Annotated in this window: 21 protein-coding genes; 4 read left to right on the top strand and 17 right to left on the bottom strand. The window is 67.5% G+C overall.

The genetic code is table 11. The features are described 5' to 3' along the window. Positions 1-70 precede the first annotated feature (70 nt). Complete coding sequence (locus BW981_RS15845; protein ID WP_139333793.1) at positions 71-346, bottom strand: hypothetical protein; 276 nt, start codon at positions 344-346, stop codon at positions 71-73. 254 nt (positions 347-600) lie between these two features. Here BW981_RS15845 and pcaD point away from each other — a divergent pair, with 254 nt between their 5' ends. Further along, the gene (pcaD, locus tag BW981_RS15840) at positions 601-1464 is read left to right on the top strand and encodes a 3-oxoadipate enol-lactonase (RefSeq protein ID WP_076440935.1); all 864 of its coding nucleotides are present in this window, start codon (positions 601-603) and stop codon (positions 1462-1464) included. Between the two features lie 7 nt (positions 1465-1471). Continuing rightward, positions 1472-2197 (top strand): Crp/Fnr family transcriptional regulator, encoded by a 726-nt coding sequence (locus BW981_RS15835; RefSeq protein WP_076440933.1) that lies wholly within the window; start codon positions 1472-1474, stop codon positions 2195-2197. On the opposite strand, the gene BW981_RS15830 is transcribed toward BW981_RS15835, so the two are convergent. The 4 genes from BW981_RS15830 to BW981_RS15815 are packed head-to-tail and all read right to left on the bottom strand — an operon-like array spanning position 2198 to position 5615. Then, positions 2198-2653 (bottom strand): hemerythrin domain-containing protein, encoded by a 456-nt coding sequence (locus BW981_RS15830; RefSeq protein ID WP_244560346.1) that lies wholly within the window; start codon positions 2651-2653, stop codon positions 2198-2200. It abuts the gene before it with no gap. 55 nt (positions 2654-2708) lie between these two features. Further along, positions 2709-2840 carry a cytochrome bd-I oxidase subunit CydX gene (cydX, locus tag BW981_RS15825; protein WP_076440931.1) on the bottom strand — a complete coding sequence of 44 codons (132 nt, stop codon included), beginning with the start codon at positions 2838-2840 and terminating at the stop codon, positions 2709-2711. 21 nt (positions 2841-2861) lie between these two features. Further along, positions 2862-4016 carry a cytochrome d ubiquinol oxidase subunit II gene (gene cydB / locus BW981_RS15820; protein WP_076440929.1) on the bottom strand — a complete coding sequence of 385 codons (1155 nt, stop codon included), beginning with the start codon at positions 4014-4016 and terminating at the stop codon, positions 2862-2864. 24 nt (positions 4017-4040) lie between these two features. Then, complete coding sequence (locus BW981_RS15815; protein ID WP_076440927.1) at positions 4041-5615, bottom strand: cytochrome ubiquinol oxidase subunit I; 1575 nt, start codon at positions 5613-5615, stop codon at positions 4041-4043. Between the two features lie 101 nt (positions 5616-5716). Between BW981_RS15815 and BW981_RS15810 the strand changes: the two genes are divergently transcribed. Both BW981_RS15810 and BW981_RS15805 read left to right on the top strand, forming a co-directional pair. Then, positions 5717-7330, top strand: a complete 1614-nt coding sequence (locus BW981_RS15810; RefSeq protein WP_076440925.1) for an ABC transporter transmembrane domain-containing protein — start codon at positions 5717-5719, stop codon at positions 7328-7330. Then, positions 7327-8931 carry an ATP-binding cassette domain-containing protein gene (locus BW981_RS15805; protein ID WP_076440923.1) on the top strand — a complete coding sequence of 535 codons (1605 nt, stop codon included), beginning with the start codon at positions 7327-7329 and terminating at the stop codon, positions 8929-8931. The genes BW981_RS15810 and BW981_RS15805 overlap by 4 nt, the downstream gene beginning before the upstream one ends. 20 nt (positions 8932-8951) lie before the next feature. Here the strand turns inward: BW981_RS15805 and BW981_RS15800 are convergent, their stop codons facing one another. The 12 genes from BW981_RS15800 to BW981_RS15745 form a co-directional block, all read right to left on the bottom strand. Further along, positions 8952-9683: an ABC transporter ATP-binding protein gene (locus tag BW981_RS15800; protein WP_076440921.1), complete on the bottom strand. Its 732-nt coding sequence runs from the start codon at positions 9681-9683 to the stop codon at positions 8952-8954. Continuing rightward, on the bottom strand, positions 9670-11448 hold the full coding sequence (locus BW981_RS15795) for a branched-chain amino acid ABC transporter ATP-binding protein/permease (protein WP_139333792.1): 1779 nt from the start codon (positions 11446-11448) through the stop codon (positions 9670-9672). The genes BW981_RS15800 and BW981_RS15795 overlap by 14 nt, the downstream gene beginning before the upstream one ends. Beyond that, complete coding sequence (locus tag BW981_RS15790; RefSeq protein WP_076440917.1) at positions 11445-12320, bottom strand: branched-chain amino acid ABC transporter permease; 876 nt, start codon at positions 12318-12320, stop codon at positions 11445-11447. Before BW981_RS15790 ends, BW981_RS15795 begins: the two co-directional genes overlap by 4 nt. A 98-nt stretch (positions 12321-12418) precedes the next feature. Beyond that, positions 12419-13573 carry an ABC transporter substrate-binding protein gene (locus BW981_RS15785; RefSeq protein WP_076440915.1) on the bottom strand — a complete coding sequence of 385 codons (1155 nt, stop codon included), beginning with the start codon at positions 13571-13573 and terminating at the stop codon, positions 12419-12421. 237 nt (positions 13574-13810) lie between these two features. Beyond that, complete coding sequence (gene mmsB, locus BW981_RS15780; RefSeq protein ID WP_076440913.1) at positions 13811-15019, bottom strand: multiple monosaccharide ABC transporter permease; 1209 nt, start codon at positions 15017-15019, stop codon at positions 13811-13813. Then, on the bottom strand, positions 15016-16572 hold the full coding sequence (mmsA, locus tag BW981_RS15775) for a multiple monosaccharide ABC transporter ATP-binding protein (RefSeq protein ID WP_076440911.1): 1557 nt from the start codon (positions 16570-16572) through the stop codon (positions 15016-15018). Before mmsA ends, mmsB begins: the two co-directional genes overlap by 4 nt. Positions 16573-16643: 71 nt before the next feature. Further along, positions 16644-17708: a multiple monosaccharide ABC transporter substrate-binding protein gene (gene chvE, locus BW981_RS15770; protein WP_076440909.1), complete on the bottom strand. Its 1065-nt coding sequence runs from the start codon at positions 17706-17708 to the stop codon at positions 16644-16646. An 87-nt stretch (positions 17709-17795) separates the two neighbouring features. Then, entirely contained in the window at positions 17796-18695 is a 900-nt protein-coding gene (locus tag BW981_RS15765) for an SMP-30/gluconolactonase/LRE family protein (protein ID WP_139333800.1), read from the bottom strand. A 23-nt stretch (positions 18696-18718) separates the two neighbouring features. After that, positions 18719-19810, bottom strand: a complete 1092-nt coding sequence (locus BW981_RS15760) for an aldose epimerase family protein (RefSeq protein WP_076440907.1) — start codon at positions 19808-19810, stop codon at positions 18719-18721. A 2-nt stretch (positions 19811-19812) separates the two neighbouring features. Next, complete coding sequence (locus BW981_RS15755; RefSeq protein ID WP_076440905.1) at positions 19813-20739, bottom strand: Gfo/Idh/MocA family protein; 927 nt, start codon at positions 20737-20739, stop codon at positions 19813-19815. Between the two features lie 3 nt (positions 20740-20742). Beyond that, positions 20743-21675, bottom strand: a complete 933-nt coding sequence (locus BW981_RS15750; RefSeq protein ID WP_076440903.1) for a dihydrodipicolinate synthase family protein — start codon at positions 21673-21675, stop codon at positions 20743-20745. Between the two features lie 48 nt (positions 21676-21723). Then, complete coding sequence (locus BW981_RS15745; protein WP_076440901.1) at positions 21724-22449, bottom strand: FadR/GntR family transcriptional regulator; 726 nt, start codon at positions 22447-22449, stop codon at positions 21724-21726. Between the last annotated feature and the right edge of the window lie 162 nt (positions 22450-22611).

Genomic DNA, 22611 nt, shown 5'->3' with positions numbered 1-22611 from the left:
CCACTGCCCTGGCGATTTCGACCAGTGCGGGCCCGATCCATGGCGATAATCACCAAAAGCCGAAAGAAGCTCAGCGGCGGGCGCTGATTGAGGGGCCGGTCTTTCGGAAATCATCGACCACGGCGGTCGTCAGATCGGAGACCGATGCGTCGTTGTCGGCGATCAGCCTGACCACGATGCGCCCGAGCCGGGCCTTGGCATCGGCTTCGGTCTCCAGGCCCAATCGAACCTCTTCCTCGAGCGAAGCCCAGGCCCGCGCCTGCACAGCCTCCGCGACAAGAAGCTGCTTGGAATTCAGCACACCTGGGAAGCTGAAATTCGGGCCGGGAATCGTGGGCGTAGGCATGACCATGCGGGCGATATAGGAGAGGCTGGTGGCGGGGCAAGACCGATTGGATCGGCCGGGGTCGTCATGGACCCGGTGCTGGTCAAAATTCGGGCGAGCCCGCCGTGGTTCCGCGACTGTCTGCTTCGCACAGCCGCATGCCCTGCCGCACGAGAAGCGGGACCATCGCGGGTCATGCAGAGGCGGCCGAAAGTGGCTTAACAAGCGCCCTGCCAGAAGCGATACCTGTAGCCTCGACGCTTCAAGGAATTCCCATGACGTTCTCGCGCATCGGCAGCGGCCTCGTCCATTGGCAGGAAGGCGGGCCGCGCGACGCGCCGGCCGTCGTTCTCGTCAACTCGCTCGGCACGGATTGCCGCATCTGGGATGACGTTGCCGCCCGGCTCGCCGGATCCCACCGCGTCATCTGCTACGACAAGCGCGGGCACGGCCTCTCGGACGTGCCGCCCGGCCCTTATCGCATCGCGGATTTCACCAGGGATCTCATCTCGCTCGCCGATGCGATCGGGCTCCGGCGCTTCTCGCTGGTCGGGCTCTCGATCGGCGGGTTGATCGGGCAGGACCTCGCCATCCGCCACCCCGATCGGCTGGCCGCCCTCGTGCTCGCGGACACCGCGCCGAAGGTCGGCACGGTCGAGAGCTGGACCGCGCGGATCGGTGCCGTACGCAAGAACGGCATGACCGCCATCGCCGATGCGGTGATGGAGCGCTGGTTCACCCCCGCCTTCCACAGCCTGAAGCCGGATGAACTCGCCGGCTGGCGCAACCTGCTGCTGCGGCAGCCGGCCGAAGGCTATGTCGCCACCTGCGAAGCCCTGCGCGACGCCGACCTGACGGGTGATCTGGTGGGTATCGCAGCCCCGACGCTGGTGGTCTGCGGCGACGGCGACCAATCGACGCCGCCCGATCTGGTCAGGGCCATGGCCAGCCGGATTCCCGGCGCCCGCTTCGAACTTGTCGCCGGCTGCGGCCACATCCCGCCCGTCGAGCAGCCGGAGCAGCTGGCGGAGCTCATCGCGCAGCACCTTGCCGAGCATGCGACATCTGAAACCCTGCCCGGCCTGCGACATCACGGAAGGTTCGACCGCGATTGGCCCTGCGTCAGGGAGCCGCTATAGCAGGCCCATGATACGCGAAGACGTCCACAGCACCGGGATACCCGTGCTCTGCGCCTCTTGCGAGGCGCGGCATCGCGGCATTTGCGGCGCGCTGACGCCCGAGCAGCTCGTCGCGCTGTCCCGGACGACGACGAAGCGCAAGGCCATGGCCGGCGATGAGCTGGTGGCCGATGCCGAGAGCGTCGAGAGCTACGCCAATGTGCTTTCCGGCGTGGTCAAGCTGACCAAAATGCTGTCGGACGGACGGCAGCAGATCGTCGGCCTGCAATTCGCTCCCGATTTCCTCGGCCGCCCCTTCAAGGTCGAAAGCACGGTCGGGGCCGAGGCCGCGACGGATGTCGAGCTTTGTGCCTTTCCCCGCAAGACGATCGAGCGGATGATGGCCGAGCGGCCAGAGCTCGAGCACGTGATGCTGCAGCAGACGCTGAAGGAGCTCGACCAGGCCCGCGACTGGATGATCACGCTCGGCCGCAAGACCGCGGCCGAGAAGGTCGCGAGCTTCCTCCTGATGATTGCCCGCAACATCGATCCGGCCGCGGCGCCCGCCCGCCACGGCGTGTCCTTCGACCTTCCCCTCTCGCGGGGCGAGATCGCCGATTTCCTCGGCCTCACCATCGAGACGGTCAGCCGCCAGTTCACGCGGCTGCGCTCGGACGGCGTCATCGGCATCGAGCATAACCGCAGGGTCGTCATCGACGACATGGCCAAGCTTGCCGCCCGTGCCGGGGACTGATCAGCCCTCGGGCGCCAGCGCCGGCAGGACATGGTCCCGCTCGAAGGCGATGTGCCGGCGCATGGAATCGAAGAAGGCCCGCAGCATGTAGCCGAAGGCCTCGGGATTGCTGATCGGCCGGCCGTGGCCATGGGCCGAGAGCGCCTCGACGAGATCCTCGGCGGCGCAACGATCCTGGAGGTGCTCCGCCTTCAGCCGCGCGACGATTGCGACATCGCGCTGCGTGCGGGCGAAGGCCGGCAGCACCACCGCCTCCTCGAAGCCGTGACAGGCATCGAGCAGCGGGATCAGCGTGCTCGCCAGCATCAGGCAGCCGAGCCTGTCGACATCACCCGGCAGCTGGTCGGCGAGCGCCTCCAGCGCCTCGCATGCCTGCAGCATCTGCCGGTGCCCGCGCTCCATGTCGATACGCGGCATGTAGCCAGCGTCGGAAGCCGCTCCGACGCTGGCGGTCACGGGGCGCGGCTCGGACGCGCTTCCCTCCGGCCGTTGGCGCTTCATCGCCGCTCGATCACGGTGTCGGCAACCGGACCGTCGGATGGGCCGGCTCCTCGCGCACGGTGCGCAGCTCGTACCAGAGCGCGTTCAGGATGCCGACGGTGGCGGCCAGGCCGAGGCCCAGCACCCAAGCGAAATACCACATGGCGCATCTCCCTCTCTGATGTCAGTAGGCCGAATGCCCGGCTTCCTCGACGCTTCTCTCGCTGACCTTGCCCCACAGCACCCGGTAGACCCAGGCGGTGTAGGCGAGGACCACCGGCATGAAGATCGCGGTCACCACCAGCATGTTGCGCAGCGTCGCGCGACTCGACGAGGCGTCGAACACCGTCAGCGAATGGGCCGGGTTGGAGCTCGAGGGCAGCAGGATCGGGAACATCGCGACGCCGACCGTGGCGATGATGGCCGCCACCGCCAGCTTGGAGGCGAGGAAGGTCAGCCCTTCGCTGCCTGCCTTGAACCCGATCGCCGCCAGCAGCGGCGCCGCAACGCCCAGCCCCGGAACGGCCCAGAGCAGCGGGTGGGCGCGGAAATTGGCGAGCCAGGCCGCCCCATCGGCGACCACCGTCTTGCCGAGCGGGTTGGAAGGCCCGTCCCAGACGATGGCGGAGGTCACGCTGTAGCCGCCCAGCAGGCCGGACCAGACCAGCACGCCGCCGAGCGCGAACAGGATCGCCGTCAGCAGCGCGGCCCAGAACCCGAAAGCCTTGGCGCGCAGCGAGACGATGCCATCGGCCTTGAAGGCAAGCCAGGCGGCGCCGTGCATCACGATCATCACCAGCGAGACCAGACCGCAGAACAGCGCCAGCGGGTTGAGCAGGCCGAAGAGGTTGCCCTCATAGATCGGGCGCAGATCGGGCGTGAAGTGGAAGGGAACGCCCTGAAGCGTATTGCCGATGGCGACACCGAAGATCAGCGCCGGCACCGCCCCGCCGATGAACAGGGCCCAATCCCAGCGCGCGCGCCAGGCCGGATCGGGCTTCTTCGAACGGTATTTGAAGCCCACCGGACGCAGGATCAGAGCCGCCAGGACCAGGAACATGGCGAGATAGAAGCCGGAGAAGCTCAACGCATAGAGGGCGGGCCAGGCAGCGAAGATCGCCCCGCCCCCGAGGATGAACCAGACCTGGTTGCCTTCCCAGACCGGCCCGACGGTGTTGATCGCCACGCGCCGCTCGATATCCGTCTTGGCGACAAAGGGCAGCAGCGCGCCGACGCCCATGTCGAACCCGTCCATGGCGGCAAAGCCGACCAGCAGCACCCCAAGCAGAGCCCACCAGGCGAGCCGGAGCGTCTCATAGGAAAATAGAAACTCGATCATCGTCTCGATCCTTGTTTCTGGGCTTCACTCGGCCGGCTGCAGGGCAGGTTGCGAGCGGCCGGGCGCGGCAGCGTCGATCACCGCGGCGATCTCCGGGCCCTTGCGGATCGCCGCCAGCAGGAGCCTGACCTCGATCACGGCAAGCGTCCCATAAAGCAGCGTGAAGCCCGCGATGGTGAGCATCAGGTTCCAGGCGCCCAGCTCGGAGGTCGCCAGGAAGGTCGGCAGCACACCTTCGATGATCCAGGGCTGGCGGCCGAACTCGGCGACGAACCAGCCGATCTCGATCGCGAGCCAGGGCAGCGGCAGCGCCAGCAGCGCCATCCGGAAGAGCCAGCGCGGCGCCTCCTGCTCGCGGGCGGTGTGCCAGAGCGAGAGTGCGAACACGACGATCAGCACGAAGCCGCACAGCACCATCAGGCGGAACCCGAAGAACAGCCAGGGCACGCCCGGGACCGTCGACCAGGCGGCGTCCTTGATCTGCTGTTCGCTCGCCTGCCGCGGATCGGGCAGGTACTGCTTCAGCAGCAAGGCATAGCCCATATCGGCGGAATGCTCGGCGAAGGCCGCCCGGGCCACGCCGTCGTTGCGGTTGGCCTTGATCTTCTCCAGCGCGTCATAGGCGAGCACGCCGGAGCGGATCCGCTGCTCGGCCTTGGCGACCAGCTCCTCGATTCCGGGGATCGGCGTATCGATCGAACGGGTGCCGATCAGCCCCATCACCCAGGGGATATGGATGGCGAAATGGGTCTCGCGGTCCTTCAGGCTCGGGATGCCGATCGCCGTGAAGGCGGCTGGCGCCGGCTCCGTCTTCCACATCGCCTCGATCGCGGCGAGCTTCATCTTCTGGTTGTCGGTCAGGGCATAGCCGCTCTCGTCGCCCAGCACGACGACGGACAGCGCCGAGGCGAGGCCGAAGGCGGAAGCGATGACGAAGGAGCGCTTGGCGAGCTCGATGTGCCGGCCGCGCAGCAGGTACCAGCCGGAGACGCCGAGCATGAAGGTCGCGCCGCAGACATAGCCCGCCGAGACCGTGTGCACGAACTTCGCCTGCGCCACGGGGTTGAAGATCACCGCCATGAAGTCGGTGACCTCCATCCGCATCGTCTCAGGGTTGAAGGCGGCTCCCACCGGGTTCTGCATCCAGCCATTCGCGACGAGGATCCACAACGCGGAGAGATTGGTGCCCAGCGCCATCAGCCAGGTCACGATCAGGTGCGCGCGCGGCGACAGCCTGTCCCATCCGAAGAAGAACAGCCCGACGAAAGTGGCCTCGAGGAAGAAGGCCATCAGGCCCTCGATCGCCAGCGGTGCGCCGAAGACGTCGCCGACATAGTGCGAGTAGTAGGCCCAGTTCATGCCGAACTGGAATTCCATGGTGATGCCGGTCGCGACGCCGAGCACGAAATTGATGCCGAACAGCACGCCCCAGAATTTGGTCATGTCGCGCCAGATCGGCCGGCGCGTCATGACGTACACCGTCTCCATCATCGCGATCAGGATCGAGAGGCCGAGCGTCAGCGGCACAAAGAGGAAATGATAGAGCGCCGTCAGCGCAAATTGCAGGCGCGACAGCTCGACGAGAAGCGGATCGACCATGGGCAGGTTCCTTTCGGGCTGCTCGCGGTCTAGACCCGGTCCCTCGCAATGTTCTTGATCTGAATCAAATCCGGACTCCCGGGGACATGCGACAGAAGTGCATGATCCAGAGCAAAGCATCCGCTCCCGCCCTGACATCGCCGGCCGCAGGCGCAGCCGGCTTCGCAGCGCTCGACAAGGCAAACAGCCTCGGAAAGAGCGGGCTGCGGCGCCTGCTGGCCTGGCAGCTCGTCCGCAGTGCAGTCCGCATCGGCAGCGCCGGTTCGCTGGCCTTGCTCTTCGGCGCGCTCATCATGGGCGAGTCGGTCACCCCTGCCCTGGTCGTCGCCGTCGCCGCCCTCGTCGCCGCCGCAGCGCTGGCGAGCCTGATGGCCGATCGCTGCCAGGCCCTCGCGGAGACGAGCGTGTCCAAGGCCCTTCGCGTCGCCCTGCGCGAGCGGCTGCAGGCCATGCCGGCAGGCTTGCAGCGCAAGCTTTCCCCCGGCAGCGCTGCCGTCGCGATCCAGCGCCATCCCGAGGCCATTGCCGCCCTCGTCGTCGGGCACCGCGCCGCCACCATGATGATGGCGGCCGGCCCGCTCCTTGCCGCAGCTGCCCTTGCTCTGGTTTCCTGGCAGGCGGCGCTGCTGGTGCTGGGGCTCACCCCGGTGATGATCCTGTTCTTCGCGCTGGTCGGTGGCGCGATCCGGCAAAGCGCGAGGGCGCAGGAGCAGGCCTTCGGGCATCTCGCCGCCCAGTTCGCCGACCGGGTCCGCACGCTGCCGACCATCGTCGGCAACGACGCGGTCGCCCGGGAACAGGCGAAGCTGGCCGAGCGTCTCGATGTCTACGTCGGGCGCACCATGGGGGTGCTGCGCCTGGCCTTCCTCAACGCCGGCTTGATCGACTTCTTCGCCGCGCTCTCGATCGCGATGCTCGCCGTCTTCCTCGGCCTCGGCCATCTCGGCCTGGCGACCATCCCCGGCTTTTCGCATCTCGCGCTCTGGCAGAGCCTCTTCATCCTGATGATCGCGCCGGAGTATTTCGGGCACTTCCGCCGCTTCTCCGAGCAATATCACGCCAAGGCGGAGGGGCTGGCCGCCGCGGCGGGGCTCGACGATCTGCTCGACATCACGGCCGACCCGCCGGTCTTGCCTGCGGTCGACCATGCCCTGGCCGAGCTGGCGGACCTGCCGCCACACGGCTTGGTCGTCATCAGCGGCAGCAGCGGCACCGGCAAGTCGACGCTGCTGCGCCGGATCGTCGGCATCGAGGAGGGGGCGGCCAACGGCGCCGTCATCCCCGCAGGTTCCTGCGCCTGGATAGGCATGGACAGCTTTGTGCCCGGTGCGACCCTCGAGGAGGCGATCGGCGAAGGCCTTGGCGATCAGGCGATCGCGCGGGTGAGCGAAGTAGCCGGCAGGATCGGCCTGCTCGACGACGAGCTCCTGCGCGGCGGCCTTGCTGCGCCGATCGGGCCGGGCGGTGTCGCGCTCTCCGGGGGCCAGCGGCTGCGCATTGCGGTCGCCCGCGCCCTGCTCGGCACCGGCACCGTCATCGCCGACGAGCCGACCGCCAAGCTCGACCCCGCGACCGCGCGCTCGGTGCGGCAGGGGCTGCGCGAGATCGCCTCGTCCCGCCTCGTCATCGCGGCGAGCCACGACCCGGCGCTGATCGCCCTCGCCGACCGGCATCTGGCACTGTCGCCGGCCGGCGTGACGGAGCTCGCGGCATGACCTCCCATACCGCCATGCCTGAACGGCGCGACACGGCGACGCTTTGGCGCCTGACCATTCTTCTGGGAGCCGCGGGGCTCGCCTGCGCCATCCTGCTCGGCGGGCTGTCGGCCTGGTTCCTCGGCTCGGTCGCGATCGCCGGCCTGTCGGCGGCCGCCCTCACCTTCAACTTCCACGTACCGGCCGCCTTCGTCAGGCTCTTTGCGCTCGGCAGGACAGCCACCCGCTATGGCGAACGCCTGCTCGGCCATAAGGCGGCCCTCGCCGACCAGACCAGCCGGCGCATCGCATTGTTCGGCGCGCTGGCGCATGGGCCGGCGGCGCGGTCGGCGGGCTGGCAGCTCGCCGACCCCGCGCGCCTTGCGGACTATCTCGACGACGTCGAGGATCTCGACTTCGCCACGCTGCGGACCGACCTTCCGGCGCGGCTGCTGCTCGCCGGGCTGACGGTCGCGGTTGTCGCCACCGCCGTGCTCGCACCGCTGGCTCTTGCCCCGATCGCGCTCCTGATCGGGGTGATGGGGCTCGGCCTGCGCCGGTTGCTGCGGGAAGGAGAAGCCTGCTGGCAGGCGGTGCGCGACAGGCGGCGCCAGGGCGCGGAAGCCTTCGGCCGCATCCTGCCCTCGGTCGTGCCGCTTCAGGCCGAAGGCGCGTGGCCGGGGCGCTGCGCCGCCGCGCTGGACCTGTTTTCGCAGGCGGAAGATGCGCTCGCGGCGCTGCGCCTGGCGCAGGCCCGGACCGATGCGCTGGCCTTCCTGCTCGGCCCCGGCGCCGCGGTGAGCGTGATGGCCGCCGCCTGGATCGCCGGCGCGCGGGGCGCCGAGCTACTCGTGCCCGCCTTCCTCGCTTTCGCCTGGCTCGCCCTGGGCGAGGCCGTCCAGTCCGTTTCCCGCATGGCCGTCGCGGCGCTGCGCCGCAAGACCGCCCAGGCCGAGATCGACAGCTGGGCTGCGCCGGACGAAGTCGGCACCGGTGCAGCCGCGTTCGCCCCGGCTCACATGACCCATCTGCACCGCCACAGCCTGCGCCGCCGCGCGCCCGATGGCCGGCCGCTCGGCGATCCGCTGTTCATCGAGTTGAAGGCGGGCCGCCCGACGCTCCTCATCGGCCCGAGCGGCGTCGGCAAGACGAGCCTGCTCAAGCAGATCGCGGGCTGGATCGGAGACGATGCGCTGACCGGCCAGGCCGGGCCGCTTTGCCCGGCGCAACGCGCGGCTTCCGCCATGCTCTGCCCGCACGATGCCGCCATCCTCGCCGATACCGTAAGGGCCAATCTCTTTGCGCAGGGGCGCTGCGACGCGGAGCTTTGGCAGGCGCTTGAGGCGGTGGAACTGGCAGGGCGCATCCAGGAGGCAGGCGGCCTCGACGGCTGGATCACGCAGGATGCGCTCTCGCTGGGCGAGGCCCAGCGCCTGAATCTCGCGCGCGCCTGGCTTTCGGACAAGTCGCTGGTGCTGCTCGACGAGCCGACCGAGCATCTCGACCCCTTGCAGGGCCGGCGCATCCTCACCCGCCTGCTCGAACGGCTGAGCGACCGCATCGTCGTGCTGTCGAGCCACGGTGTCGCCGAATGGCCGGGCAGCGTGACGCTCAGGCTCTGAGCCCGCAAGGCACGGGCCGTCTACGCGGCAGCCGTGCGCCCGCCGAGATAGGCCGCCCGGATCTCCTCGTTCGACCAGAGCTGGTCGGGCGAGCCGGAAAGCACCAGCTTGCCGGTCTCCAGCACATAGCCGCGATCGGCCACCGAGAGCCCCATGCGGGCATTCTGCTCGACCAGGAGCACCGTCGTGCCGCGCCGCCTGATCTCGGCGATGATCGCGAAGACTGCCTGCACGATCACGGGCGCAAGCCCCAGTGAGGGCTCGTCGAGCAGCAGGATGCGCGGCTTGGCCATCAGCCCGCGGGCGACCGCGACCATCTGCTGCTGGCCCCCGGACAAGGTCCAGCCCAGCGCATCGGCGAAGCGGCGGATGTCGGGGAAGAGATCGAACATCTCGTCCGCCTCGCGCCGGATCTGGGACGTCGCGAGGCCCTTCCGGTTCGAGGCGCCGAGCATGATGTTCTCGCGAACGCTGAGGCCCGGAAAGACGCGCCGTCCCTCCGGCACATGCGCGATGCCGCGCTTGACGATTTCCTCCGGCTTCAGGCCCGCGATCGACTGCCCGTCGAACAGGATGTCGCCCGAGGTCGGCTTCGCCAACCCCGAGATCGCGCGCAGCGTCGTGGATTTGCCGGCGCCGTTGGAGCCGAGCAGCGTCACGACCTCGCCGGCCTCGACGGTCAGCGAGATGCCGTCGACGGCCTCGACCTCGCCGTAGCGGACGACCAGGGATTTCAGTTCAAGCAGCGACATCGGGAGCCGTTCCGAGATAGGCCGCGATCACGTCCGGGTGCTTCAGCACGTCGGCCGAATAGCCGTCAGCGATGCGGCGGCCGAAATTCAGCACGGTGATGTGCTGCGCCACCTCGCTGACCAGCGTCATGTCGTGGTCGATGATGAGGATGGTGAGGCCGCGCGCCGAGATGCGCTTGAGCAGGTCGCGCAGCTCCACCTTCTCCGAGGAGTTCAGGCCGGCGCCCGGCTCGTCCAGCAGCAGCAGCGCCGGATCGCCGGCGAGCGCCCGCGCGATTTCCACCGCGCGCTGGTGGCCGTAGGAGAAGTTCGCCACGACCTCGTCGGCGCGATCCTCCAGCCCGACGAAGGCAAGCGCGGCGCGCGAGCGCGCCAGCAGGGCCGCCGAGTCGCCGCCGACCGGATTGCCCGGACGCTCGGCACCCACCATCACGTTCTCCAGCGCCGTCATCGAGCGCCAGAGGCGGATGTTCTGGAAGGTGCGCCCCAGCCCCGCCGCGGTGCGCGCATGCGGCGGCAGATTGGTGACGTCGCGGCCATTGAGCATGATCGTGCCGGAGGTGGCGCGATAGAGCCCCGACAGCACATTGAGCGTCGTGGTCTTGCCCGAGCCGTTGGGCCCGATCAGCGCATGCACCCCCCCGCGCCTGATCGTCAGATCCACCTCGTCCACGGCCTTCAGCCCACCGAAATGCTTGGAGAGGCCGCGCACCTCCATCACCATGTCCGAGCCCGTCCCGCCGCCGCTGAGCTGCAGCGTGTCCCCGCCGAGGACTGAGCCCGCGGCGCGCTTGAAGCGGTCGAACTGGTTGCGCACGAAGCCCCAGATGCCGTCCGGCATGAACAGCACGATCAGGATCACCGCCGCACCGTAGATGGCGAGGTAGAGCCCCGGGATGCTCTTCAGGAAACGCAGCCATTCCGGGATCAGGATCAGGAGCCCGGTGCCGATCGCCGCGCCGATCGGAGAGGCGACGCCGCCGAGCAGCACCATCGTCAGGAACACCACCGATTCCGCGAAGGAGAACTGGTCCGGGCTGACATAGGAGAAGCCGCCCGCGAACAGCGCCCCGCCGATTCCGCCGAGCACGGCCGAGAGCGCGAACGCCGTGACCTTGGTGCGATAGACGTCGATGCCCGCGACTCCCGCCGCCAGTTCGTTGTCGCGCACGGCCCGCATCGCCCTGCCGAGCCTTGTGTCCCGCAGCTTCCAGACCAGGAAGCCGAGCAGAGCGAGCATGAAGATGCAGAAGGCCAGATAGGTCGAACCATCGGCGAGAAAACCGGGACGCGGGATGGCGCGCACCCCGTCCGGCCCCTTGGTCACCGGAATCCAGTTGATCAACACGAGCGTGACGATCTGCTGGAAGGAGATCGTCACCATCGCGAGGTAGTGCCCGCCGAGCCTGAGGGTGGAGGCGCCAAGCAGGGCGCCGAACCCGGCGGCCATGCAGGTGCCCAGGAGCAGGCAGACCCAGAAATTGACACCGTATTCGGTCTGCCCGATGCCGACTGCATAGGCGCCGAGCCCGAAGAACGCCGCTTGCGCCAGATTGATCTGGCCGCAGAGCCCGAGCACGATCGTGAGACCCAGCACCGCGATCGCATAGGTCGTGGCCTGGAGCGAGATGTTGAGGACGTAGCCGGTCTTCGGCACGACGAGCGCCAGCGTCATCGCCACCAGCACCAGCACGACATAGGCCGGCAGGCCCCAGCGAAGACGCGGGCGCACCGCGGCACCCTCGGTGGTCGCGGTCATGCTCATGCCTTCTCCGCCACGCGCTCGCCGAAGATGCCCTGCGGCCTGAAGATCAGGAAGGCGATCAGCACCAGGAAGGCGAAGCCGTCCTTGTAGGGCACGGAGACATAGGCCGCGCCGAAGGTCTCGATCACGCCGAGCGCAAGCCCTCCGATGATCGCTCCCGTGACGTCGCCGAAGCCCCCGATGATCGTCGCCGCGAAGGCCTTGAGGGCGATGGTCGCTCCCATGCCGATCGAGACGAAAAGGACAGGTGCCACCAGGATGCCGGCGATGCCGCCGATCACCGCCGAGTAGATGAAGGTGATCATGATCATCACCGCGACGGGAATGCCGAGCAGCGAGGCCATCTCCTTGTCCTGCGAGGTCGCCTGCAGCTTCTTGCCGAGCAAGGTGTGCTCGAAGAACCAGTATTGCAGCGCCACCAGCAACGCGGTGACGACGATGATCAGGACGTACTGGTTGTCGAGATAGACCGGCCCCAGCATGAAGCCGGGCGTGTCGAACCAGCCGGACAGAACCTCCGGCTCCGGCCCATGGACCGCCAGCGTCGTGTTGGCCATGAAGATCGAGGCGCCGATCGTCGAGATGATGACCGGCAGATAGGTCCGGTGCCGCAGCGGATAATAGACCGCAAGGTTGAAGACCGCGCCGAGGCACGCCATGCCGAGCAGCGCGAAGATGAAGGCGACCCAGTAGGGCAGCCCCATCTTGACCGAGAACACGACCATCAAGAAGGCGGCGACCATCGAGAACTCGCCCTGGGCGAAGTTCACCACATTCGTGGCGCGGAAGATCAGGACGAAGCCGAGCGCGACGAGCGCATAGACCGAGCCGATACCGATCCCGGTAAAGAGAAGCTGGAGGACGAGATCCATCTGGTGTCCGCTGCTGCAGGGAGACTGTCCCTCCCCGCCTTGTCGCGGGGAGGCCGATGGTCCGAGGCGGCCGCTGCGCTGCCGCGAGAGTCGCTGGATCAGCCGAGATTGGGCGTGAAGTCGATCCGCTTGTCGAACTTGATCTCGCCCTTGTCGTTCTTGACGATGTTGTAGCCGTGCAGGCCGTCACCGTTCTTGTCGAAGTTGTATTCGCCCTCGGCGCCCTTGTGCCCGCGGATGGCGAGCATCGCCTGGCGCACCTTCTCCGGCTCGGTGGAACCGGCCTTGTTCATCGCCAGAGCGAGGCACGTGACCGCGTCGAAGGTCCAGGAGGACTGGTTGTCCGGCGCGACCTTGCGGACCTCGCGATAGGCCTTGCCGAAGGCCTTCGAGGCTTCGCTGGAATCCTCGGCGTAGTCGGCGACGCCATAAGTGTTGTAGAGCGCCGGTCCCGCGAGCTTCAGCGCCGAGACGTTGACGATGGAGGGCGAGCCCACCCAGGGAATGTTGACGCCGAGCTGGCGCAGCTGGCGCGCGAAGATGCCGAGATCGGTCTCGAAGGTGAAGTAGGTGCCGAGCACATCGGCGCCGGACTGCCGCACCGCCAGAACCACCGGGGTGAAGTCCTGGCTCTGGTTGGCATAGCCCTGCTTGAGCGCAAGCGTGCCGCCATTGTCTCCGAGCGAATCCTCCAGCGCCTTCGCGCCGGCCGTGCCGAAGGCGTCCGTCGAATGGACGATCGCCCACTTCTTCTTGCCGAGTTCCTTGCCGCCGTATTGCGCGATCACCTTGCCGGAATAGGAATCGTTCGGGCGGAAGCGGAAGAGCCAGGGGTTGCCGAGCTTGGTGAGGTTCGGATCGGTGCCGCCGAAGCCCACCGGCTTGCCGATCTTCAGCATGTCCGGCGCCATGGCGTGCATCTGCGTCGAGCGGATGGAGCCGAGGAAGGCGACGATCTCCGGCTGGCTGGCCAGCTTGGAGAAGGCCAGCACCGCGCCGGGATTGGTGGTCTGGTCGTCCTCGAAGACGAGTTCGAGTGGCTTTCCGAGCACGCCGCCGGCCTTGTTGACCTGCTCCAGCGCGATCTTGGCGCCGGTCTGGGCAAAGGAGCCGGATTCGGCGGCAGCGCCCGTCATCGGCACCACCATGCCGATCTTCACGGTCGCGCCCTGCGCGAAGGAACTGCGGATGAGGGCCGGAGCGGCGACGGCTCCGGTCAACGCGGTGGTAAAACCGCGGCGGGTCAACAGCATGTCATTCCTCCCTTGCTGGCCCAGGTCTTGGCGCCCGGCCTTGCATTGCTAAATCGATTTATACCTTCGTCGAATTCACCCGTTGATTCACTGTCATGACGACCGCAGATTTCGCGAATTCATCAATATTTTCAATGCTTGAGAATAAGTATGGCTTTTTCGCAGGGCGATTGCAATGCAGAAGGACGCACGTCGCCCATCTGCCCTTCATGGCCGCCGCCGCGTCCCGGCATCCGATCAGGCGCGGCGCTGGTTGTAGACGTCGAGACAGACCGCTCCGAGCAGCACGATGCCTTTGATGACCTGCTGGTAGTCGATGCCGATGCCCATGATCGACATGCCATTGTTCATCACGCCCATGATCAGGGCGCCGATCACCGCCCCGCCGACCTTGCCGACGCCGCCATAGGCCGAGGCACCTCCGATGAAGCAGGCGGCGATGACGTCCAGCTCGAAGCCGAGCCCGGCCTTCGGCGTCGCGGTGTTGAGCCGCGCCGCGAAGATCAGGCCGGCGAGGGCCGCCAGAACGCCCATATTGACGAAGGTCAGGAAGGTCAGCCGCTCCGTCTTGATGCCGGAGAGCTTGGCGGCGCGCTCGTTGCCGCCCACTGCATAGACCTGCCGGCCGATGGTCGTACGCCGCGTCACGAAGCCGTAGAGCGCGATCAGCAGCGCCATGATGACCAGCACGTTCGGCAGGCCACGATAGGACGAGATCAGATAGGCGACATAGGTGACGAGGCCGGCGAAGACGAGGTTCTTGGCGACGAAGAGCCCGTAGGGCTCGACCTCGATGCCGTGCCGCTCGTGCCGGGAGCGTGCCTTGAAGCCCATATAGATCAGGCCCGCCGCCAGCGCGATGCCGATCGCCAGCGTCGTCGGATAGAGCACGCCGACGCCCGGGAAGGCCTCGGGGATGAAGCCGGAGGAGAGCTTCTGGAACTCCGGCGCGAAGGGCCCGACCGACTGGCCCTGCAGCAGCGCCAGCGCCAGCCCCTTGAACACCAGCATGCCGGCCAGCGTGACGATGAAGGACGGGATCTTGAAATAGGCGACCCAATAGCCCTGCATCGCGCCGATCGCCCCGCCGACGGCCAGGCAGATCAACGTCGCCGGGATGAAATGCATCCCGAGCTTGACCATCAGCACCGCCGCGACCGCGCCGACGAAGCCGGCCACCGAGCCGACCGACAGGTCGATATGGCCGGTGACGATGACCAGCAGCATGCCCAGCGCCATGATGACGATATAACTGTTCTGCAGCACCAGATTGGTGAGGTTGAGCGGCCTCAGCAGCGTGCCGTCCGTGACCACCTGGAAGAACACCATGATCGCGACGAGCGACAGCGCCATGCCGTATTCGCGCAGGTTGTTCTTCCAGAAGGCGCCATGGCCGGCGCGCGCGGCGAGTGCCGGTGTCGTATCCGCGGAGGTGTTGTCCGTCATGGGCCAAGCCCTCCCTGCCTCGTTTGCCGTCCGTCCTGGCGCATGATGGCGCGCATGATCTTTTCCTGCGTGGCTTCCTTGGCGGGAAACTCGCCGACGAAGGCGCCCTCGTTCATCACGCAGATGCGGTCGCAGATGCCGAGCAGTTCGGGCATCTCCGAGGAGATCACCACGACGCCCTTCCCGGCATCGGCGAGGGCGTTGATGATGGTGTAGATCTCGTATTTCGCGCCGACATCGATGCCGCGCGTCGGCTCGTCGAGGATCAGCAGCTTCGGGTCGGTGAACAGCCATTTCGACAGCACCACCTTCTGCTGGTTGCCGCCGGAGAGCTTGCCGGCCTCCTGATAGACGCTGGAGGAGCGGATGCGCATGCGCCCCCGATAGTCGTTCGCGACCTTGAGTTCCTTCATCTCGTCGATGACGCGCGCAGAGGCGATGGCGTCGAGATGGGCGAGCGAGATGTTGCGGCGGATGTCCTCGGCGAGGATCAGGCCGAGTTCCTTGCGGTCCTCGGTGACATAGGCCAGCCCCGCATCGATCGCGCGGCGCACGCTCGACAGCTCGACCGGCTTGCCCTCGAGCCAGACCCGGCCGCTGATCTTCTGGCCATAGGAGCGGCCGAACAGGCTCATCGCGAATTCGGTGCGGCCGGCGCCCATCAGCCCGGCGATGCCGACGATCTCGCCGCGCCGGACCTCGAAATCGACATTGCGGACCATTTGCCGGTCGGCATGGAGCGGGTGAAAGACCGACCAGTCCTCCACCTTGAAGATCACCTCGCCGATCCTGGGCTCGCGCTGGGGATAGCGGTGCTCCAGATCGCGATCGACCATCTTCACGATGATCCGGTCCTCCTCGATCTCGCCCTGCCGGCAATCCAGCGTATCGACCGTCCGTCCGTCGCGCAGCACGGTGATGCGGTCGGCGACGCGCGAGACCTCGTTCAGCTTGTGCGAGATCAGGATGGAGGAGATGCCCTGCGCCCGGAACTCCATCAGCAGGTCGAGCAGGGCCGCGCTGTCGGTCTCGTTGAGGCTCGCCGTCGGCTCGTCGAGGATCAGCAGCTTCACCTCCTTCGACAGCGCCTTGGCGATCTCGACCAGTTGCTGCTTGCCGACGCCCAGATGCGTCACCAGCGTGTCGGGGTCCTCGCGCAAGCCGACCTTGGCCACCAAGGCGAGCGTGCGCCGATGCACGGCATCGCGGTCGATGACGCCGAAGCGCGAGGGCGGGTTGGCGATGAAGATGTTCTCGGCGATCGAGAGCAGCGGGATCAGCGCCAGCTCCTGATGGATGATGATGATCCCCTTCGCCTCGGAATCGGTGATGTCGCGGAAGCGCTGCTCGGCGCCTTCATAGACGATCTGGCCCTCATAGGAGCCGTGCGGATAGACCCCGCTCAGCACCTTCATCAGGGTCGATTTGCCCGCGCCGTTCTCGCCGACCAGCGCGTGGATCTCGCCGGGCTCGACCGTGAAGGTCACATCGGTCAGCGCCTTGACCGGGCCGAAGCTCTTGCTGATGCCGCGCATTTCCAGGATCGGGCTCATGCCGTCCTCCCTTTCCAGACGGCGCGCGCCCGGGGCGAGCGAAGCCCCGGACGCCGCCTGTTGTCGCGCGATCAGTTGATCTGGCTCTTCTTGTAGTAGCCGCTCTCGACCAGCACCTTCTCCCAGTTGCTCTTGTCGACCACGACGGGTTTCAGCAGGTAGGACGGCACCGTCTTGGCGCCGTTCTCGTAGGTCTTGGTGTCGTTGACCTCGACCGTCTTGCCGCTCAGGGCCGCATCGACCATGTCGGCGGTGACCTTGGCGAGGTCGCGCGTGTCCTTGAAGATGGTCGAGTACTGCTCGCCGGCGAGGATCGACTTGACCGAGGGCACCTCGGCGTCCTGCCCGGTGACGATCGGCATCTTCATGTTGCCGCTGCCGTAGCCGACGCCCTTGAGCGAGGACAGGATGCCGATCGACAGCCCGTCATAGGGCGAGAGCACACCGTCGACCTTCTTGTCGTTGTAGAAGGCGCTGAGCAGGTTATCCATGCGGGCCTGGGCGGTGGCCGGGTCCCAGCGCAGGGTCGAGACCTTGTCCATGCCCATCTGGCCGGAGGCGACCTTGAGCACGCCCTGGTCCATCAGCGGCTTCAGCACCGACATCGCGCCGTTATAGAAGAAATAGGCGTTGTTGTCGTCCGGAGAGCCGCCGAACAGCTCGATGTTGAACGGCCCCTTCTTCTCCGGGATGCCGAGCCCCTTCACCAGCGACTGCGCCTGCAGCACGCCGACCTGGAAATTGTCGAAGGTCGCGTAGTAGTCGACATTCGGGGAGTTCCGGATCAGCCGATCATAGGCGACGACGGTGATGCCCTGGCTCTTGGCCTGCTTCAGCACGTCCGACAGGGTCGTGCCGTCGATCGAGGCGATGACCAGCACCTTGGCCCCCTTGGTCACCATGTTCTCGATCTGCGAGAGCTGGTTGGGGATATCGTCCTCGGCATATTGCAGGTCGGTGTTGTAGCCGCGCTCCTTCAGCACCTTCACGATGTTGTCGCCGTCCGAGATCCAGCGGGCGGAGGATTTCGTCGGCATCGCGATGCCGACGGTCGGCTTGCTCTGGGCCGAGGCCGCGCCGGTCAGCGCGACGGCGCCGAGCGCGAGGGCGGAAAGGAATGTCGTCAGGCGTTTCATCTGGAGTCTCCCTGTTCTTTCCTTGGGTCTTTTGATTGTTTCGCCGCCCACTTGAGCGTCAGGGCGGTCGTCTGCGGAGCTCTGCTGTCACGGCGCCTCCAGCGTGACCCGGGGCTCGGCCTTGCCCGTGATCCCGAGGTCGATCAGGACGGTGCGTCCGTGGTGAGGATCGCCTGCCCTCGCCGCCTCGTCCATGCCCTCAAAGGCTGAGGTGACGAGAAGCTGGCGGAAGTCCGGGCCGACGAAGACGGGGCAGCTCGGCTGTCGCGCCGGCACCGCGATCCGGCGCAGCGCTTCGCCCGAAGGGCTGTAGGCGACGACGCAGCCCCCGCCCCAGTGGGCGCACCAGATCGTGCCTTCCGCATCCGTCACCGCCCCGTCGAGCCCGCCCGGCCCCTCATGCCGCAGCAGAGTCTCCGGTGCGGCCAGCGGCAGGCCCGTCGCAGCATCAAGCGGGACGCGCATCAGCTTCTTCGCCCGCGTATCCGCGAAATAGCCCGCCGTACCATCGGGCGAGAAGCAGATCGCGTTGGGAATGGTGAGGCCGTCGAACAGCCTTTGGATCCGCCCGCCGGACAGCGCCCAGATGACCGCCTGCCCGGCCTCGGCCTTGCGCCCCATGGTCGAGAACCAGAGCGTCCCGCTCGGATGCACCCGGGCATCGTTCGAGCGGAAGGGAACCTCCGCCGCAGGCAGCTCCCGGTAGAGAGAAAGCGCTCCATTGCTCCGGTCGCGCAGATAAAGGCCGTCTTCCGCGACGAGGAGTTGCCTCCCGTCGCCCACGCCGGCCAGCGCGCTCGCCATCACCGGCAGCTCATGGAGCTTGACGGCGAAGTTCGCCAGATCGGCCTCGAAGAGTCGCCGCTCGAGGATGTCGAACCACCAGGCGGTGCCGCTCGCCGGATCATAGGTCGGCCCTTCGCCGAGATGGCAGGGCGTCATGTCGAGAAGCCTCAGCGGCAGATGCTCCAGCGGCGGGGGGGACATCGGGGCCGGCGGCACGGGCTGAGTCATCGGGCGCCCTCTCGAGCCGTGAAGAAACGGAAGACGGAGCGATGCCGGTAGGTCCCGCCCGGATCGAGGCGCGAGGGGGGAAAATCCGGCCGGTTCGGCGCATCCGGAAAGCCTTGCGGCTCCAGGCAGAAGGCGTCCGATTGCCGATGCAGGCGCCCATGCTTGCCGGCCACAGTCCCATCCAGCCTGTTGCCGGTATAGAGCTGCAGGCCGGGCTGGTCGGTCATCAGCTCCAAGCCGCGGCCGCTTTCACGGTGCAGGACGCGAGCAACGAGGCGGACATCGCCCTCCCGGGCATTGTGAAGGCAATAGCAATGGTCGTAGCCAAGGCCGAAACGCAGTTGCGCGTCGGCCTCGCGGATGCGCGCACCGATACGGGCGCCGTCGCGGAAGTCGAAAGGCGTGCCGGCGACCGGCGCAGGGGCGCCGTTCGGGATGAGTCCGGCGTCCACCGGCAGGAAGCTGTCGGCGAGGATCGTCAGCTCGTGGTCGAGAATGCTCTCGCCGGCTGCGGCACCGGCGAGATTGAAGAAGCCGTGATGGGTCAGGTTGACGACGGTCGGGCGGTCGGTCACGGCCTCGAATGTGACGGCGAGCGAATGCCCGTTCACCACCCGATAGGTCAGCCGCGTCGTCAGCCTGCCCGGAAAACCCTGGTCGTCGTCCGGGCTGACATGGCCCAGCGTCACGAAGGGCTCGGGGCCGTCGCCTGCATCCTCCACCGTCCAGAGCGCATGATCGAAGCCGGCGGCCCCGCCATGCAGGCAGTTCGCGCCGTCATTGGGGGGCAATCGGCAACGGGTTCCGTCCAGCATGAAGGCGGCGTCGGCGATGCGGTTGGCGTAACGCCCGACCGTCGCTCCGAAGAAGCTTCGCGAGGCGAGATAGGGTGCCAGCGTATCGAAGCCGAGCACGATATCGGCCGGCTCGCCATGCCGGTCAGGCACATGCAGCGCCTGCACGCTCGCACCCCAGGTGATGACCGCGACCTCGAAGCCGGCCGTCCCTCGCAAGGTGATGCGCTCGACGGGCCTGTCGTCCGGCATCCGGCCGAAGATGTCGCGGCAAAGGCGCACCCTCGCGTCCATGCTCAGCCCTCGAACGCATCGACGCTGCGGCGCCGGCCCAGCAGGAAGGCGTCTGCGACGAGCGCCAGCGGCGCAAGATCGACCTCGGAACGGCCCGCGCCGACCAGTCCGACGAAACGCCGGTAGAGGCCGGGATATTCGCGCTCTGGCTCGTCGATCAGGCTGCGCCCGTCATGGAAGAGTCTGGCGCCGCCACCGGACATCAGCAGCATCCCGCCATCGGTTTCGACCCGGATGTCCCAGCTCTGCTCGCCCGTCTGCCGGAAGTCGAATGCGGCCGTGAGCGGCAACCCGGACGGCGTCGCGAGCGTGAGATCGGCCGCGATCGGCGCCTGCCGGTTGGACGGGAAAGCGAGATCGGCCGCGGTGACGAAGACCGGCTCCGGCAGGATCGCCGTCAGAATCGACAAGGCATTGATGCCTGGGTCGAAGACGCCGAGTCCCCCCGGCTCGAAGATCCAGCCCTGCCCCGGATGCCAGACCCTGACATCCTCCTTCCAGGTGACCGCGACCGAGCGCGGCCTGTGCTGTGCCAGGAAGACGCGCGCAGGCTCGACGGCCGGAGCGAAACGCGAATGCCAGGTCGCGAACAGCGTCAGTCCCGCCTGTGCGGCCGCCGCAATGAGCGGCGAAAGCTCGCTCACGGTCGCGCCGGGCGGCTTTTCCAGCAGCACATGCTTGCCGGCGGCGAGCGCCAAGGCCGCCTGAGCCCGCCGCACCTGGGGCGGCGTGCAGAGCGCGACCGCATCGACGGGCAGATCGCTGGCGAGCAGTTCCTCCAGCGTGGCAAAATGCGCCACGCCTTCGAGGCTCGCATTGCGGCTGGCCACGGCGACGAGTTCGGCGCCTTCAGTCGCCGCGATGGCCGGCAGATGCTGGTCGCGCGCGATCTTGCCGAGCCCGACGATAGCCAGGCGCAGGGCCGCCACCTCTCAGCGCCCCCAGCGCAGCACGACGGGGTCGAGCCGCCGGGCGATCTCGATCAGGCCGGCCCGGGTCGCCGGATGCATCACCGGCAAGGGCGCACGCACCGTTTCATGCGCGATCACGCCGCCTTCCTTCATCAGCACCTTGCAGGCCGCGAGCCCGCATTGCCGGTTCTCGTAATTGATCAATGGCAGCCAGCGCTCATAGGCGGCCATCGCCGCCTCGCGGTCTCCCGCGAAGTAGGGGTCGGTGATCTGGCGGATGCCGTCCGGATAGCCACCGCCCGTCATGGCGCCGGTCGCGCCGGCATCGAGATCGGCCATCAGCGTGATCGCCTCCTCCCCGTCCCACGGACCCTCGATCGCATCGCCGCCCGCCTCGAGCAGCGCCCGCAGCTTGGCGGCCGCCTGCGGCACCTCGACCTTGAAATAGGCCAGGTTCTCGATCTCGCGGGCCATTCGCGCCAGGAACGGTACGGACAGCGGCGTGCCGGCGACAGGCGCGTCCTGCACCATGATCGGGATCGAGATCGCATCCGAGACGCCGCGGTAGAAATCGTAGATCGAGCCCTCCGGCACGCGGAAGGTGGCACCGTGATAGGGCGGCATCACCATCACCATGGCTGCGCCCAGGTCCTGCGCCCGGCGCGAGCGCTCGGCGCAGATCGCCGTCGAGAAATGCGTCGTGGTGACGATGACGGGCACGCGGCCGCCGACATGCGCCAGCACCGTTTCCATCACGCGCTCGCGCTCCTCGTCGGTCAGCACGAACTGCTCGGAGAAATTGGCCAGGATGCACAGGCCATGCGAGCCGGCATCGATCATGAAATCGATCGCCCGCTTCTGCCCTTCGAGGTCGAGGCGCCCTTCCGCATCGAACACGGTCGGGGCGACGGGGAAGACCCCCTTGTAGCGGGGCGCGGTGGTCGAGGTCGTCATAGGCGTTTCCCTGTGTCGAAAGCCCGTTCGGGCCGTTCAGTCTGGCCGTCAGGCGACGGGGCCGTGGCGCCGCAAGCCGTAGACGATCACATGCGTCATGGCGTCGGCGGCGGTGGCGGGGTCGCCCGCCGCGATGGCGTCGACGATGCGCTGGTGCGATTCGACCGTGAACGCGTAGTCCTTGGGATCGCCCGGCGCACTGAGCTGGAACGACGCCCGCAGCGCCGCCTCGATCATGGCGCCGATCGAGCGCATGAAGGGATTGCCGGCGGCGTTCGCCACCGCGACATGCAGCGCGACATCCGCCTCGGCAAAGGCCGAGGTCTGGTGCTCGGCCTCGCGCCACATCCGGTCGACCGCCGCCTGCATCGCCTTCAGGTCGGCGTCCGTCCGGCGCTGCGCGGCAAGGCTCGCGGCCCGCGGCTCGATCGCCTGCCTGATCTCTGCGATGGCGACAAGGAAGCTCCGGTCGACGCCGGCGTCGAGATGCCAGGCGAGGATATCGGGATCGAACATGTTCCAGGATGAGCGGGGGCGCACCACCGTGCCCACCCGGGCCTTGGTGCTGAGCAGCCCTTTCGCGACGAGGGTCTTCACCGCCTCGCGCAGAACCGGCCGCGAAACGCGGAAGGCGAGCGTCAGCTCGGCGTCGCCGGGCAGCTTGGCGCCCTCGCCATAACGCCCGGTGATGATGTCGATCCCGATGCTGCGCGCGATCTCGGCATGGTTCGACTGGCCGCGCCGGGCGGGAATGGAGACGATGCGCGAGGTCATGGCGCCGGCACCGGGCTCATGCGGCCGGCCGTGAAACGATGACGCCGCTCTTTCTGGCGATGCTCGGTATCGACATGGGCGCCTCTCCGATGGATCACTGCGCTTCTGCGAGCGCTTCCATCGCGACTGTTACACAGTCCCGGCGTCGTGAATAGTCATATT

It is taken from the genome of Allobosea sp. TND4EK4 (assembly GCF_900156025.1).
Lineage (GTDB): Bacteria > Pseudomonadota > Alphaproteobacteria > Rhizobiales > Beijerinckiaceae > Allobosea.
This window is presented reverse-complemented; position numbering and strand designations above follow the sequence as displayed.

Excerpts from the sequence above, each read along its gene's own strand:
- chvE (WP_076440909.1), bottom strand. The coding sequence starts at position 17,708 with ATGAAACGCCTGACGACATTCCTTTCCGCCCTCGCGCTCGGCGCCGTC.
- BW981_RS15790 (WP_076440917.1), bottom strand. The coding sequence starts at position 12,320 with ATGGATCTCGTCCTCCAGCTTCTCTTTACCGGGATCGGTATCGGCTCG.
- mmsA (WP_076440911.1), bottom strand. The coding sequence starts at position 16,572 with ATGAGCCCGATCCTGGAAATGCGCGGCATCAGCAAGAGCTTCGGCCCG.
- BW981_RS15835 (WP_076440933.1), top strand. The coding sequence starts at position 1,472 with ATGATACGCGAAGACGTCCACAGCACCGGGATACCCGTGCTCTGCGCC.
- pcaD (WP_076440935.1), top strand. The coding sequence starts at position 601 with ATGACGTTCTCGCGCATCGGCAGCGGCCTCGTCCATTGGCAGGAAGGC.
- BW981_RS15805 (WP_076440923.1), top strand. The coding sequence starts at position 7,327 with ATGACCTCCCATACCGCCATGCCTGAACGGCGCGACACGGCGACGCTT.
- BW981_RS15795 (WP_139333792.1), bottom strand. The coding sequence starts at position 11,448 with ATGAGCATGACCGCGACCACCGAGGGTGCCGCGGTGCGCCCGCGTCTT.
- mmsB (WP_076440913.1), bottom strand. The coding sequence starts at position 15,019 with ATGACGGACAACACCTCCGCGGATACGACACCGGCACTCGCCGCGCGC.
- BW981_RS15765 (WP_139333800.1), bottom strand. The coding sequence starts at position 18,695 with ATGTCCCCCCCGCCGCTGGAGCATCTGCCGCTGAGGCTTCTCGACATG.
- BW981_RS15750 (WP_076440903.1), bottom strand. The coding sequence starts at position 21,675 with ATGACGACCTCGACCACCGCGCCCCGCTACAAGGGGGTCTTCCCCGTC.
- BW981_RS15745 (WP_076440901.1), bottom strand. The coding sequence starts at position 22,449 with ATGACCTCGCGCATCGTCTCCATTCCCGCCCGGCGCGGCCAGTCGAAC.
- BW981_RS15845 (WP_139333793.1), bottom strand. The coding sequence starts at position 346 with ATGCCTACGCCCACGATTCCCGGCCCGAATTTCAGCTTCCCAGGTGTG.
- BW981_RS15785 (WP_076440915.1), bottom strand. The coding sequence starts at position 13,573 with ATGCTGTTGACCCGCCGCGGTTTTACCACCGCGTTGACCGGAGCCGTC.
- BW981_RS15760 (WP_076440907.1), bottom strand. The coding sequence starts at position 19,810 with ATGGACGCGAGGGTGCGCCTTTGCCGCGACATCTTCGGCCGGATGCCG.
- BW981_RS15810 (WP_076440925.1), top strand. The coding sequence starts at position 5,717 with ATGATCCAGAGCAAAGCATCCGCTCCCGCCCTGACATCGCCGGCCGCA.
- BW981_RS15800 (WP_076440921.1), bottom strand. The coding sequence starts at position 9,683 with ATGTCGCTGCTTGAACTGAAATCCCTGGTCGTCCGCTACGGCGAGGTC.
- cydX (WP_076440931.1), bottom strand. The coding sequence starts at position 2,840 with ATGTGGTATTTCGCTTGGGTGCTGGGCCTCGGCCTGGCCGCCACCGTC.
- BW981_RS15815 (WP_076440927.1), bottom strand. The coding sequence starts at position 5,615 with ATGGTCGATCCGCTTCTCGTCGAGCTGTCGCGCCTGCAATTTGCGCTG.
- cydB (WP_076440929.1), bottom strand. The coding sequence starts at position 4,016 with ATGATCGAGTTTCTATTTTCCTATGAGACGCTCCGGCTCGCCTGGTGG.